This is a genomic window from Cryobacterium sp. TMT1-3 (genome assembly GCF_004402315.1).
GTDB lineage: Bacteria > Actinomycetota > Actinomycetes > Actinomycetales > Microbacteriaceae > Cryobacterium > Cryobacterium luteum.
The window spans coordinates 143,311-156,365 of sequence record NZ_SOFW01000022.1 but is presented as its reverse complement, the minus strand read 5'-3'; the positions used below and the strand labels follow the sequence as shown (position 1 = coordinate 156,365).

The window sequence follows — 13,055 nt, the reverse complement described above, 5'->3', positions numbered from 1 at the left end:
AAGGAGAACAACCGTGACAATCGACGCCCTGGCGGCCAGTGCCGCCGCTCCCACCGGAATGTACACGTCTACGACCACGACGCGCACCCCGAACCAGTCGATGGACTCGGAGGTGTTCATGTCTCTGCTGGTGACCCAGCTGCAGAACCAGGACCCCAGCTCGCCGATGGACACCAACGAGATGATCGCCCAGACCACTCAGCTCGCCATGATGGAGAAACTCACCGAAATGGCCACCGCGAGCGAAGAGGGCTTCTCCCTGCAGATGCGCACCTCGGCGGCCGCGCTGGTGGGGGAGACGGTCACCTACACCAACGCCGATGGCGTCGAAATCACCGGGCTCGCTTCGTCGGTGTCGTTCGCCGATGCGGTTCCCATGGTCACCGTCGACGGCAAAGCCGTCGCCCTCGATGTCATCTCCGGCGTGACTCGCGCCACAGCCACCGACGACGTCGCAGACTCCGCGGAGGCGACGACCGCGGCCTGATCCGCGGCCGCCCCGCCCCCACTCTCGTACTCCGTTCTACTTTCTTGAAAGGCTCCATCCCATGCTTCGTTCTCTGTACTCCGGTATCTCGGGTCTTCGCTCGCACCAGACCATGCTCGACGTGACCGGCAACAACATCGCCAACGTCAACACGACCGCGTTCAAGGCATCCGCCGCGCAGTTTCAAGACACCCTCTCGCAGCTGACCAAGGCCGCCGGGGGCGCCACCCCCACCGCCGGTGGCACCAACCCGGCCCAGGTGGGCCTCGGCGTGCAGGTTGCCGGTATTTCCACGAACTTCGCCCAGGGCTCCTCGCAGGCCACGGGCAAGTCCACCGACCTCATGATCAACGGCGACGGCTTCTTCGTCACCGCCCTCGGCGGCGAAACGCTGTACACCCGGGCCGGCTCCTTCGAGTTCGACTCATCCGGACGCCTGGTCACCCCAGACGGCGCCATCGTGCAGGGCTGGGGCGCCGTCAACGGTGTCGTCGCCGACGGTGGAGCCACCGGCAACATCACGCTGCCCGGCGGAGCCATCGTTCCGGCCAAGGCCTCAAACGCTGCGACTTTCTCCGGCAACCTCCCGTCTGAGACCGCCGTCGGCAGCACCCTCGTGCGCACCGTCGACGTCTACGACAACCTCGGCAGCAGTAGCCAGATTTCGCTCACGTTCACGCGAAACGCCGATGGCTGGAATGTCGGCAAATCGGACGGCACAGGACCTTCATTGGCGCTGATGGATGACGGCGCGGGTGGCTTCTCGAACAGCACCGAAACCTTAAAGGTGACCAGCGGTACAGGCAAGGAAATCACCCTAAATTTTAATGAAGTCAAGGGCTTCGCAGAGATGAACACCATTGCCGGCAAGGCCACCGACGGCAACGAAGCTGGCACGCTCAACAGCTACACCCTCGGCGCCGACGGCACCCTGGTCGGCCTGTTCAGCAACGGCGAGCAGCAGGCGATCGGCCGCATCGCCCTGGCCACCTTCGTCAACCCCGGCGGGCTCGAGAAGGCCGGTTCCTCCGCGTATCGCGCCACCTTCAACTCCGGGGGAGCCGAGCTCGGCACGCCCGGCGAAGCCGGTCTCGGCTCCCTCACGAGCGGTGCCCTCGAAATGTCGAACGTCGACCTGTCGCAGGAATTCACCAACCTCATCGTCGCGCAGCGTGGCTTCCAGGCCAACGCCCGCATCATCACCACCTCCGACGAGGTCTTGCAGGAGCTGACCAACCTGAAGCGCTAACAGCTCAGTAGACACAAATGTGGGGTGTGGCGCCGTCCGCACCCCACATTTGTGTCGACTGAAGCCCGGCCTGTGCATAACCACCAGCACCGAGGGCACAGTGCGGCATCCTCGTGGCATGACCGCGCGCAGACAGCTCCCACCTCACCTCCTAACCGGCCCCTTTGCCGTCTCTCAGGGCGCCGCGCACGGCTTGTCGCCCGGTCGACTGCGTGCCAGCGACCTGGCCCGACCATTCTGGGGAGTGCGCGCACCGGCATCCGCTTGCGTCACTACCCGAGACCTGTGCCGAGCCTTCGCGCAGCGGATGCCCGTGAGCGCGTTCTTCAGTCACCACACGGCCGCGCTGCTGTTCGGCGCACCGCTGCCGCCCAACATCACCACGAACATTCTGCACGTGAGCGTGCCCCTGCCGGGACGTGCCCTGCGAGTAAACGGCGTCGCCGGCCATGCCCTGGCGGTCGGTGACAACGAGCTCATCGTCTGGCTCGGGTTCAGCATCACCAGCCCCGCGCGCACCTGGTGCGACCTCGCGGAGAGCCTCACCCTGCGGCAGCTGGTCGCGGTGGGGGACTACTTCATCAACTGGAGGTCACCGCTGGCCACCTATGCCGAGCTCGCCCGGGCGGTCGACGGTAACCGGCGTGGCAAGCTCGTACTCCGCCACGCACTCTCGCTGCTCAACGGCCGGGCAGAATCGTCGCCCGAATCCGAGCTGCGGGTGATCGTGGTGACGAACGGGCTGCCCCACCCCCTCGTTAACGAGAACATCTTCGCCGCCTCCGGCCGGTTTCTGTGCCGTGCCGACCTTCTGTTCAAGCAGTACGGCGAGCTGCTCGAATACGAGGGCGACCAGCACCGCACCGACCAGCGGCAGTGGCGCCGCGACCTCACCCGCACCGCCGACGTCGAGTCGGAGGGGCTGCACGTCACCCGCGTCAACGCCGACGACCTGCGCCAGGAGTCCCAACTGGTAGCCCGAATCGCGCGCAATCTGCGTCGCCGAGGCTGGCTGGGCGACCCCCGCCGGGTTCAGTAGACGAAATTGTGGGGTGCAGAGCCGCCCGCACCCCACAATCGTGTCGACTGAGCCCGGCCCGCGTGATACCAAGCGGATGCCTTACGCCGGTCCCCAAACGGCCGACAGTAGCGATTGACACCACGCCTGCGGTGTTCTGACCCAGGGATGAGCCCATGATTGTACTGACGCGGCTGAACGAGAGTCACTTTGCGATCAATCCCGACCTGATCGAACGCATCCACGCCAATCCCGACACCACCCTGGTCATGGTCGACGGCGCCAATTTCATCGTCACTGAGTCCATGGAAGACGTGATCGAGAAGATCGCGAGCTACCGTGCACACGTGATCGCCCTCGCCTACGACCCGAGCGCCGGCGACCTGCCGCGAGGCCCCAGGAAGCTCTAGTGGATCCCGCAACTCTGATCGGCCTGGTGCTCGCCTTCGGGGCGCTCCTGGCCATGATCACCCTTGAAGGCTCGTCGGTCACCGCTATTTTGCTGCCGGCGCCCATGGTTCTTGTCTTCGGCGCCACCCTCGCTGTCGGTCTGGCCGGTGGCACCATGAAAGATTTCACCTCCGCCTTCCAGGCGTTGCCCGGAGCGTTCCTCGGCAAGACCACCCCGCCGCAGGCCGTCATCGACCAGGTGGTCGGCCTGGCCGAAACCGCTCGTGGTTCCGGCCTGCTCGCGCTCGATCAGGAAGCCGACAACGTCACGGATCCGTTCCTGCGCGGCGCCCTGCAGAATATTGCCGACGGCACCGACGGTGATGAACTGCGCATGCTGCTCGAAGACGAGATCGCCACGAAAGCGCGCACCAACCGCAACGCGGCCAAGTTCTTCACCGGCCTCGGCGGGTACGCGCCGACGATCGGCATCGTGGGAACCGTCGTCGCCCTGACCCACGTGCTCGAAAACCTCTCCACGCCGGCCACCCTCGGCCCCATGATCGCCACCGCGTTCGTCGCGACCCTCTGGGGGCTGCTGTCGGCCAACTTCATCTGGCTGCCGCTCGGTTCGCGCCTGCGCCGACTGGCCGACCTTGAAGTCGACCGCATGACCCTCGTCATGGAAGGCGCCCTCGCCGTGCAGGCCGGCAGCCAACCGCGACTGCTCGGCGAACGACTGCGCGCCATGGTTCCGGCCGAGCTGCTGCCCAAAATCGGCGCCAAGGGCAAAGACGGGGCAGAGGATGCCGCCGGTGGCGCCACCAAGGCCAAGGGCAAAGGAAAGGGCAAGGCCAAGGACCTTCCCAAAGCCGCATGAGTGTGCGGGCAAAACGCCGCAAAATGGTCGAAGAGGAGGATACTCGACCCGACGAGCGATGGATGGCGTCGTACATGGACATGGTCACCGTGCTGATGTGCATGTTCATCGTGCTGTTCGCCATGTCGACCGTCGACCAGGACAAATACGAGCAACTCGCTAACTCCCTCGCCACCGGCTTCGGCGCGGTCGACGCCGGCATGGTCGATACGGCCGAAGGCGTCGTCGTTCCCGCCGACCTCGTCGACAACGAGGGGGAATCACCCACCGAAGTCACGCATTCAGCCGATGCGATCGATCCCGCCGATGCAACGGCGGAAGCCGTGGCGAATGCGGCGACCGCCGTCGCCGAAGTGGCGAAGCTCGATCAGTTGCAAGCCCAGATCACCGGCAACCTCGCCACCGCCGGAGTCTCCGACCTGGTGGAGTTTCAAATTACCGATCGCGGGCTCACCCTGGGGCTGATCGGGAGCGAGACCTTCTTCGCGCCGGACAGTTCCGATTTGACCGCCGCCGCAGCAGCGGTGCTCGACGCGGCCGCCCCGGCCCTCGTGGCGACCGGCCAGAAGATCTCGGTTGAGGGGCACGCTGACAAACACGGGCAGTCGGCGACGTTCGCCACCGACTGGGAATTGTCGGCCAGCCGGGCCACCCAGGTGTTGCGGCGCCTGGTCGAGCAGGGCGGTGTTGCGGGCGAGGTGATCTCGGCCGTGGCCTTCGGGTCAGCCCAGCCGGCAACGACCGGCTCCGCGCCCGAAGACATGGCGCAGAACCGCCGCGTGGACATCGTTCTGCTCTCCAATCAGCCGGATAGCGTGCGTGCTCTCATTCCGGAGGCTGTTTTAGGTAATTGACCGTGAGCATCCGTCACCTGCGGTTTCTAACCTTTTCGGTGCCGCGACCGATAGTGCCAACGTGACAGTCCTCGTTCAGGCAGATATCGGTGCGCCCGCCAAATTGGCGAAAACCGTTGAGGTGTACGACTTTCGGCGCCCGACGACCCTGGCGCGCGAACATGCCAGGGTACTCGAGCTCGCCTTTGAGACCTTTGCCCGCCAGTGGGGCACCCAGCTGACCGCGCGCGTGCGTGTGCTCTGCATGGTGACCTGCGAGCAGGTGCTCATGGCCACCTATGACGAGTACGCCGGGTCGCTGCCGCCAAAAACCGCGATGGTCCTGTGCACGGTCGCCGGAATCGAAGCCCGCGCCGTCATTCAGTTTCCCACCACGTCGGCGCTCACCTGGGTCAACCACATGCTCGGCGGTAACAGCAGCCTGCCCGTGCTCCTGGAACGCAATTTTACCCAGATAGAACTAGCCCTCATTCGCAAACTCATCGCCGAGAGCCTGGAAGACCTCCGCTATTCATTCGGACCACTCATCGTCAATGAGATGGGCGTTGAGGCCATCCAGTACAACTCGCAGTTTGCGCAGGCGGCAGCGACCGGCGATCTCATGGTCGTCGCCACCTTCGCCATCCGGGTGGAAAAGGTGACGGCTACGGCCACGGTTGCCATTCCGGCGGCGGCATTGATGCCGCAGCTGGGCGAAGCGAATCCGACGAGCACGACCTCGAACGCCGCCCAGTTTCTGCAGGCGCAGATCGCCGCCGTCCCGGTGGACGTATCGTTGCGCCTCGAGACCGCGCACGTGTTGCCGAGTCGCATTCTGTCGCTCGCCGTCGGTGACGTCCTGCACATTCCGCATCCCCAGCATCGTCCGCTCGACCTGACCGTGGACGGCCAGGCCCTGGCCCGCGCGGCAGTGGGTGCGAATGGTTCCCGTCTGGCCTGCATCGTCATTGATACCGAGGAGACTGCTCAATGATTTCTACCCGTTCCATCCCCGAAGTCGCCGTTGAAGCGCTTATTCGGGTGCTGCCGACGACCGTGCCGTTGCAGGCTCTGGCTCATGCCGGAAGCGTCGAACTGTCCTCTCGGGTACGTTCGGCCGTGGTCGCCTCCTTCGTGGGAACGACGTCGGCCGACCTTGCCGTGGTGCTCAGCGACTCGGCATCGCTCGACGCCGCAGCCGGCGCGAATCCGTCCCTCGTCTCCAGCCAGGACGTGCTGCGTCCGGCCTTGGAAAGCGCATCCGGGGTGCTGGGCATCGGTGTACTCGGAGATTCCCGAATGGAAGACGCCTCGGCGCTGTTCGCCGCCGACGACACCGCGGTATTCGAACTCAGCGCGGGTGGAGTCGTCACCGGATGGTTCGCGATACGCGTGCGCCAGAACGGCACCGTGGGCGGGCCGAGTTCGGCCTCAGACCGCACCGTCATGGGAAACCTCGGCCGTATCAGCAACGTGGAAATGTCGTTGACGGTGGAGATCGGCCGCACCCGCATGTCGGTGCGGGACGTGCTCTCGCTCAAGCCGGGCGCGGTCATCGAACTGGACCGGTCCGCCGGCGCTCCAGCCGACATTCTGCTCAACGGCCGGCTCATCGCCCACGGCGAGATCGTCGTCGTCGACCAGGACTACGCCGTGCGTATCACGCAGATTCTCGATGTTGCGGAGGGGCTGTCGTAAGTGGACACCCTTATTGTCGCGGCGCGCGTCGTTCTGTCGCTGGGCGTGGTGCTCGCACTGCTCTGGTACCTGCAGCGACGCCTGTCGCGTGGGGCGCTCGGCAAAAATGTCGCCAACCCCGTGACCGTCGTGGGTCGCCAGCCCATCGGGCAGAAGGCATCCGTCGTCGTCATTGAGGTCGAGGGAACGCGTCTCGTTCTCGGCGTGACCGAGCAGGCGGTGACGGTGCTGCACGAGAAATCGCCCGCGACCACGTCGACCCTCGACGACGCCATCTCGCTGCTGGGAGGGCCGGCCTCGACCCCGGCGATAGCGTTCGCCCGATCCCTCGCCACGGCTACAGCGGATGATGCGGCTCCCGTTCAACCACCAGTTGCGTCGGCCGCACTGGCCGGGTCGATTCTGTCGCCCTCGACCTGGCGCCAGGCGGCCGCCCTGCTTCGGCCCAAACAGTGAACACCGCGGCCAGCCGTGCAGTGCGCCGACAGACCTCTGCCCGCCTCGGCCTCCTGATTCTGGCGATTGTCGTCATCACCGCGGCGCTGCTCTGGCTCAGCGTGAGCGTCGTGCACGCCCTGCCGGTCGACCCGGCCATGCCGGACAGTCCCACCGACCCGACCCTGCCGACCGATCCAACCGACCCGTCCGACACCGGCGGTGGCGGTCTGAGCGTTGACATCAACGGCCCCGACGGTGCTCCTTCCTCGGCGATCGTCACCCTTCTGGGCATCACCCTGCTGTCGGTCGCACCGGCGCTGCTGCTCATGATGACGAGCTTCACGAAGATTTTCGTCGTGCTCGCCATGACCCGCAACGCGCTCGCGCTGCCGTCGATCCCGCCCAACCAGGTACTCGCCGGCCTCGCCCTTTTTCTGTCGCTGTTCATCATGGCGCCCGTGCTGACCGACATCAACACCGTGGCCCTGCAGCCCTACCTCGACGGTTCGCTCAATTTCACCGACGCGCTCGATCTGGGTTCGGAGCCGTTGCGGCAATTCATGCTCGCCAACACCCGCGGCGAAGACCTGGCCCTGATGACCCGGGCCGCCGACCAGCCCAACCCCGACAACCCGGCTGACGTGACCCTGCTCACCCTCATCCCGGCCTTCATGATCTCGGAATTGCGCGCCGCGTTCATCATCGGTTTCGTCATCTTCATCCCCTTCCTGGTCATCGACATCGTCGTCTCCGCAGCGTTGATGTCGATGGGCATGATGATGCTGCCGCCCGTCATGATCTCGCTACCGTTCAAAATTCTGCTGTTCGTGCTCGTCGACGGTTGGGGGCTCATCATCACGAGCCTCATCGGCAGTTATCAGCTGAATACATGAACACCAATGCGGTACTCGACATCGGCCTGCAGGCGCTCATTCTCGCCGCCAAGCTGTCGGCGCCGGTACTCATCACCGCGCTCGTGGTGGGGTTCGCCATTTCGTTGATGCAGTCGATCACGCAGATTCAGGAAGTCACCCTGTCGTTCGTGCCCAAGGCCGTCGCCGTCTCCCTGGCCCTGCTCATCTGCGGCCACTGGATGATCGCCGAATCGGTCGCGTTCACCAACCAGATGTTCGAAAAGATCCCCGCGCTGCTCGGAGGAGGCTGACGTGGAGTTCAACCTCAACTTCGCCTGGATCGAAGCCGTCATGCTCGCCGGTGTGCGCATGGTCGCCTTTCTGATCATCGCACCGCCGTTCTCGTACCGGGCCTTTCCCGCACGCATCAAAGCCATGCTCGCCATCGGCCTGGCTCTCGCCGTCTCGCCGCGGGTCACCGCCGACTACGTCTCCCAGAACACCGCCGGTTTCGTCGGGGCCCTCATCCTGGAAATTCTGGTCGGCGCCACCCTGGGCTTCTTGGTTTTTCTGGTTTTCGCCGCCGTGCAGTCGGCCGGTGGCCTCATCGACATGTTCAGCGGATTCCAGATGGCGCAGGGCTTCGACCCGCAGTCGATGGTCAACGGTGCCCAGTTCACCCGCCTGTTCCAGATGACCGCCCTCGCGCTCATGTTCGCCTCCGGCGCGTACCAACTCGTGCTCGGCGGCCTGTTCCGCAGCTACAGCGCCATCCCGCTCGGCTCCGGCATCGACCTGGCCGCCCCCGCGCAGGCGATCATCTCCGGTACCACTCAGATGTTCCTCGCCGCCGTGCAGATCGCCGGCCCGCTGCTTGTCGTACTTTTTCTAGCGGATGCCGGCCTCGGCCTGCTCACGCGGGTCGCCCCCGCCTTGAACGCGTTCGCACTCGGTTTTCCGCTGAAGATCCTCATCACACTGAGCCTGGCCGCGACGGTGTTCGTGGCCCTGCCCCGTATCGTGTCGTCCCTCACCGGCCAGGCCCTGGACGCCCTCATGGGGGTGAAGTAGATGTCCGACGCTGACTCCGGCGAAAAGACCGAACAAGCCACCCAGAAGCGCATGAAGCGGGTGCGCGAAAAGGGCGAGCTGTCCAAATCGCAGGATGTCACCGCCTGGCTCGGCGTGGGCGCCGCCGGCCTCATGCTGCCGGCCACCATCGCGGCCGGCGGGGCAGCCGGAACCGATCAGATGTACCTTATCGGCACCCTCGCCAGCAACCCTGACCCGACCGTAGCGGTGGAAGCCCTCGGCAACGGGCTGGCCTCGCTGGCCGATATCCTCACGCCCTTCTTCGTCGTGGTACTCATCGTCGTTCTGGGCGGAGCAGCACTGCAGGGCGGCATCCACTTCAAGAAATTCACCGGCAAATACGAACAATTCAACCTCGTCACCGGCATGAAACGGGTGTTCGGCACCCAGGCGCTCTGGGAGGGCGTGAAGGTGCTCGCCAAAACGGCCGCCGTGGGGCTCGTGCTGTACCTGGTCATTCAGGGACTGATGCCGGTGCTGCTCACCGCCGGGGGGCTGCCGGTGTCGGAGTTGCTCGCCGCCGCTGCCGGGGGAACGGGCGCGCTGCTGCAGGCGGCCGTTGCGGCCGGGCTCGTACTCGCCGCCGCCGACATCTTCGTCATCATGAAACGCAACCGCAAGAAAACCATGATGACAAAGAAAGAGGTCAAGGACGAGAACAAGGCCTCGGAGGGTGACCCGCTGATCAAATCGCAGCGCCGATCCCGCCAGCTGATGATGAGCCGCAACCGCATGATCGCCTCGGTCTCCGACGCGAACGTCGTTCTGGTCAACCCGACCCACGTGGCAGTGGCCCTCAAATACGAGCCAGGCAAATCAGCACCGCGCGTGGTCGCCAAGGGCGTCGGCCACGTGGCCGCCCGCATTCGAGTGCAGGCCGATACCGATCACGTGCCCATCGTGCAGGACGTTCCCCTCGCGCGGGCCCTGCACGCGGCGTGCGAGATCGGCGACGAGATCCCGACCGAACTGTACAACGCGGTCGCCCGCGTGCTGGCCTTCGTCATGGCACTGCACAAGCGGGGCAGCACGGCGGGAACGCACACCATGAGCGCACTCACCGCCGCATCATCATCGTCATCACCGCAGACCGCCGGAGGCCGTTCGTGAATCGCAATCTCATCAAACTCGCCGTTCCGGTCGGCGTGGTCGGCATCATCCTGCTGCTGGTCGTGCCGATCCCCGCCGGCCTGCTCGACATCCTGATCATTCTCAACATCATGCTCGGCCTGGTCACCCTGCTCACGACGATGTTCGTGAAGAAGCCGCTCGACTTCTCGGTTTTTCCCTCGCTGCTGCTCGTCGCTACCCTGTTCCGGCTCGGCCTCAACGTGGCATCCACCCGCCTGGTCCTCGGCGAAGGCTACGCCGGCCAGGTGATCGAGGCCTTCGGACACGTCGCCGTCGGCGGCTCGATCATCATCGGCGCGGTCATCTTTCTCATTCTTGTCGTGATCCAGTTCGTCGTCGTCACCAAGGGTGCCGAGCGTGTGGCCGAGGTCGGCGCCCGATTCACCCTCGACGCCATGCCGGGCAAGCAGATGGCCATCGACGCCGACCTCAACGCCGGCCTGATCACCGACGCCCAGGCCAAGGACCGTCGCGCCGAGGTGTCGGCCGAAGCCGACTTCTACGGCGCCATGGACGGTGCCTCGAAGTTCGTCAAGGGTGACGCGATCGCCGGCCTCATCATCATCATCATCAACATCATCGGCGGCATCGCCATTGGCATGCTGCAGCGCGGTCTGGAGATCGGCGAGGCGGTCAACACCTACGCCCTGCTCACCATCGGCGACGGTCTCGTCACGCAGATTCCGGCTCTGCTCATGGCCGTGTCCACCGGCATGATCGTCACCCGCTCGAACGCGGAGACCGACATCGGGTCGACGGCATCCGCTCAGCTCACCCAGTCGCGCAACGCCCTGACCATTGCTGGCGCCGCAGCCGTTCTGATGGCACTCATCCCGGGCATGCCGGTGCTGCCGTTCCTCATCGTGGGGACGGCACTCATGCTGATCGCCCAACGGATCAAGGCCGGTGAGGCCACCAAGCAGGCGAGCATCGAGGCCACAACGGCGTCGGAGAAGAGCGCTCCCAAGACGGACACGACCGAGGACCTGATCGAGCAGATGAGGGTGCACGCGCTGGAGATTATGCTCTCGCCCGACCTCGTCGACCTCGTCTCCGGTGCCTCCGACGACCTGCTCGCCCGGGTGCGCGGCCTGCGCCGCAAGATCGCCATGGATCTGGGAGTCGTGGTACCGCCGGTGCGCACCCGCGACAGCGTCGACCTGCCGTCGTCGACCTACGTCATTCGCATCGCCGGCGTCGAATATGGGCGCGGGCTGGCACCAGCCGGCAAGGTGCTCGCCCTCGGTGACGCCCTTGACACCCTGCCGGGGCAGGTCACGATCGAGCCCGTGTTCGGACTCGCCGGCAAATGGGTGCCGAGTGAGATGCGCCACAGCGCCGAGATGACCGGCGCCACCGTGATCGACCGGGTGTCGGTCGTGGTCACCCATCTGTCGTCGATCATCACCACCAATGCGGCCCGGTTGCTCACCCGCGAAGACGTGCGGGTGCTCACGGACGGGGTTAAACAGGTCAATCCCTCGGCCGTCGACGATCTCATTCCGGGCCTGCTCTCCCTCGCCGAGGTGCAGCGGGTGTTGCAGGGGCTGCTCGTCGAGCAGATACCGATCAACGACCTGCCGCGCATCTACGAGGCACTGTCGCTCCGCGCGAAGGCGTCGAACGAGGCCGAAGGACTGGTCGAGGCCGCCCGTCAGGCGCTCGGCCCCGCTCTGACCGCGCAGTATCTCGACGGCACACTGCTGCGTGTGATCATGATCGATCCGACCCTGGAACAAGCCATGCTCGAGGGACTGCGGCCCTCCGATCAGGGCACCCAGATTCTCATGGATCCCGCGCGACTCGAAACGGTGCTCGCTTCGGTGCGCAGCTCGGTCGCGAACGTGGAGGCGAGCGGCCAGACCGCCGTTCTCGTGTGTGCTCCGGCCCTGCGTCCGGCTATCCGCCGCCTCATCTCCACCCAGACCGGTGGCCTGCCGGTATTGTCATACCAGGAAGTAACGTCGGCGAATGTGACCATTGAGACGGTGGGTGTGGTCCGTGGAGCCGAAACGATTTCTGCTTGAGGGTCCTACCCTGCGGGAGTTGCAGGAACGAGTAATCGCCGAACACGGTTCCAACGCCACCATCGTCGCGGCGGAGCGGATCACCGTCGGCGGCATCCGCGGCTTCTTCGCGCGCCAGCACTACGAGATCACGGTCGAAGTGCCGGAACCGGCAGAGCGTACGAAGTCGGCGCACGCCGGACTCGACATCTCGGCCCGGCTCGGTATCGCTGCCCTGCTCGACGACGCCGACGAGGCCGAATCCCGGCTGTACCCGGCGCAGACCTCCCCGCAGCTGTCGACGGCTTCTGACGGATTCGCCAGGCTCATGGACGAACTCACCTTCGCCACCTCACGAGTTGTCGTTCCGAACGCGGCGGTCGATCCCACAGCGCCGGCCGAGCCGCCGGCACCGGCTGCCGCACCCATGCTCGCCCGACCGCCCGTTCCCGTTCCGCTTACCCGGCCGGGCGATCTCGTGCTGATCGTTGGGCTCGAAGACGACCCGCTCACCATCGCCCGCCTCATGCTGCGGGTTGCCGGCGCGGGGGAGCTCCGCGTCTCGGGCACCCTGCTCGAGGGCAGCATCGATCGAGTCGACGACCGGCGCGGCGCCGTGCTGGCCAGGGCCAACGGTGTGGCCAGCGGCCACAGCACCTTTATCGCCTACGGGCTGGAACCCGCCTCAGACGCCATCGCCCGTACCGCGACACTCACCGCGATCGGCGCCGACCAGGTTTGGGTGGTCGTCGACGCGAGTCGTAAAAGTGAGGACACCATCCGCTGGGTGAATATGGTCGTCACCGCCGTTCAGGTGCACGCGGTCGCCGCCCTCGGTCGCCAATTCACGACCTCCCCGGCCACGGTCGACGCCCTCGGGCTGCCGGTGGAGTGGATGGACGGGCGGGTGGCGGCGGCGCCGACCGGCCGCCGGGCCGCGCCGCCGCATTCCCGGCCCGCCGACCGTGAACGGTAGGCT

15 protein-coding genes are annotated in these 13,055 nt (G+C 65.7%); all 15 read left to right on the top strand.

Annotated elements, in window-relative coordinates:
• Positions 1–13: 13 nt before the first annotated feature.
• The 15 genes from E3O25_RS07950 to E3O25_RS07880 all read left to right on the top strand — a co-directional run bounded on the left by E3O25_RS07950 (position 14) and on the right by E3O25_RS07880 (position 13,052).
• A complete protein-coding gene (locus E3O25_RS07950) occupies positions 14–487 on the top strand; it encodes a flagellar hook capping FlgD N-terminal domain-containing protein (protein ID WP_134360877.1) in 474 nt (157 codons plus the stop codon).
• 61 nt (positions 488–548) lie between these two features.
• Positions 549–1,736 carry a flagellar hook protein FlgE gene (locus tag E3O25_RS07945; RefSeq protein ID WP_134360876.1) on the top strand — a complete coding sequence of 396 codons (1,188 nt, stop codon included), beginning with the start codon at positions 549–551 and terminating at the stop codon, positions 1,734–1,736.
• A 118-nt stretch (positions 1,737–1,854) separates the two neighbouring features.
• The gene (locus E3O25_RS07940) at positions 1,855–2,775 is read left to right on the top strand and encodes a hypothetical protein (RefSeq protein ID WP_134360875.1); all 921 of its coding nucleotides are present in this window, start codon (positions 1,855–1,857) and stop codon (positions 2,773–2,775) included.
• A 155-nt stretch (positions 2,776–2,930) separates the two neighbouring features.
• A complete protein-coding gene (locus E3O25_RS07935) occupies positions 2,931–3,164 on the top strand; it encodes a flagellar FlbD family protein (protein ID WP_092110145.1) in 234 nt (77 codons plus the stop codon).
• A complete protein-coding gene (locus E3O25_RS07930) occupies positions 3,164–4,024 on the top strand; it encodes a motility protein A (protein WP_092110143.1) in 861 nt (286 codons plus the stop codon). Before E3O25_RS07935 ends, E3O25_RS07930 begins: the two co-directional genes overlap by 1 nt.
• A complete protein-coding gene (locus tag E3O25_RS07925) occupies positions 4,021–4,878 on the top strand; it encodes a flagellar motor protein MotB (protein ID WP_174721722.1) in 858 nt (285 codons plus the stop codon). Before E3O25_RS07930 ends, E3O25_RS07925 begins: the two co-directional genes overlap by 4 nt.
• Positions 4,879–4,939: 61 nt before the next feature.
• Positions 4,940–5,851: a flagellar motor switch protein FliM gene (locus E3O25_RS07920; protein WP_241984044.1), complete on the top strand. Its 912-nt coding sequence runs from the start codon at positions 4,940–4,942 to the stop codon at positions 5,849–5,851.
• The gene (gene fliN / locus E3O25_RS07915) at positions 5,848–6,555 is read left to right on the top strand and encodes a flagellar motor switch protein FliN (protein WP_092110141.1); all 708 of its coding nucleotides are present in this window, start codon (positions 5,848–5,850) and stop codon (positions 6,553–6,555) included. Before E3O25_RS07920 ends, fliN begins: the two co-directional genes overlap by 4 nt.
• A complete protein-coding gene (fliO, locus tag E3O25_RS07910; RefSeq protein ID WP_092110139.1) occupies positions 6,556–7,011 on the top strand; it encodes a flagellar biosynthetic protein FliO in 456 nt (151 codons plus the stop codon). It begins immediately after the preceding gene.
• Between the two features lie 20 nt (positions 7,012–7,031).
• Complete coding sequence (gene fliP, locus E3O25_RS07905) at positions 7,032–7,886, top strand: flagellar type III secretion system pore protein FliP (protein WP_241988539.1); 855 nt, start codon at positions 7,032–7,034, stop codon at positions 7,884–7,886.
• On the top strand, positions 7,883–8,158 hold the full coding sequence (gene fliQ / locus E3O25_RS07900; protein WP_092110137.1) for a flagellar biosynthesis protein FliQ: 276 nt from the start codon (positions 7,883–7,885) through the stop codon (positions 8,156–8,158). Before fliP ends, fliQ begins: the two co-directional genes overlap by 4 nt.
• Position 8,159: 1 nt before the next feature.
• Positions 8,160–8,918 carry a flagellar biosynthetic protein FliR gene (locus E3O25_RS07895; RefSeq protein WP_092110135.1) on the top strand — a complete coding sequence of 253 codons (759 nt, stop codon included), beginning with the start codon at positions 8,160–8,162 and terminating at the stop codon, positions 8,916–8,918.
• A complete protein-coding gene (locus tag E3O25_RS07890) occupies positions 8,919–10,049 on the top strand; it encodes a flagellar biosynthesis protein FlhB (protein ID WP_092110134.1) in 1,131 nt (376 codons plus the stop codon).
• Positions 10,046–12,097, top strand: coding sequence for a flagellar biosynthesis protein FlhA (locus tag E3O25_RS07885; RefSeq protein ID WP_092110131.1), 2,052 nt, complete (start codon positions 10,046–10,048; stop codon positions 12,095–12,097). Before E3O25_RS07890 ends, E3O25_RS07885 begins: the two co-directional genes overlap by 4 nt.
• Positions 12,072–13,052: a hypothetical protein gene (locus tag E3O25_RS07880; RefSeq protein WP_134360874.1), complete on the top strand. Its 981-nt coding sequence runs from the start codon at positions 12,072–12,074 to the stop codon at positions 13,050–13,052. Before E3O25_RS07885 ends, E3O25_RS07880 begins: the two co-directional genes overlap by 26 nt.
• Positions 13,053–13,055: the final 3 nt, after the last annotated feature.

Excerpts from the sequence above, each read along its gene's own strand:
- E3O25_RS07925 (WP_174721722.1), top strand. The coding sequence starts at position 4,021 with ATGAGTGTGCGGGCAAAACGCCGCAAAATGGTCGAAGAGGAGGATACT.
- fliN (WP_092110141.1), top strand. The coding sequence starts at position 5,848 with ATGATTTCTACCCGTTCCATCCCCGAAGTCGCCGTTGAAGCGCTTATT.
- fliQ (WP_092110137.1), top strand. The coding sequence starts at position 7,883 with ATGAACACCAATGCGGTACTCGACATCGGCCTGCAGGCGCTCATTCTC.
- E3O25_RS07945 (WP_134360876.1), top strand. The coding sequence starts at position 549 with ATGCTTCGTTCTCTGTACTCCGGTATCTCGGGTCTTCGCTCGCACCAG.
- E3O25_RS07940 (WP_134360875.1), top strand. The coding sequence starts at position 1,855 with ATGACCGCGCGCAGACAGCTCCCACCTCACCTCCTAACCGGCCCCTTT.
- E3O25_RS07935 (WP_092110145.1), top strand. The coding sequence starts at position 2,931 with ATGATTGTACTGACGCGGCTGAACGAGAGTCACTTTGCGATCAATCCC.
- E3O25_RS07890 (WP_092110134.1), top strand. The coding sequence starts at position 8,919 with ATGTCCGACGCTGACTCCGGCGAAAAGACCGAACAAGCCACCCAGAAG.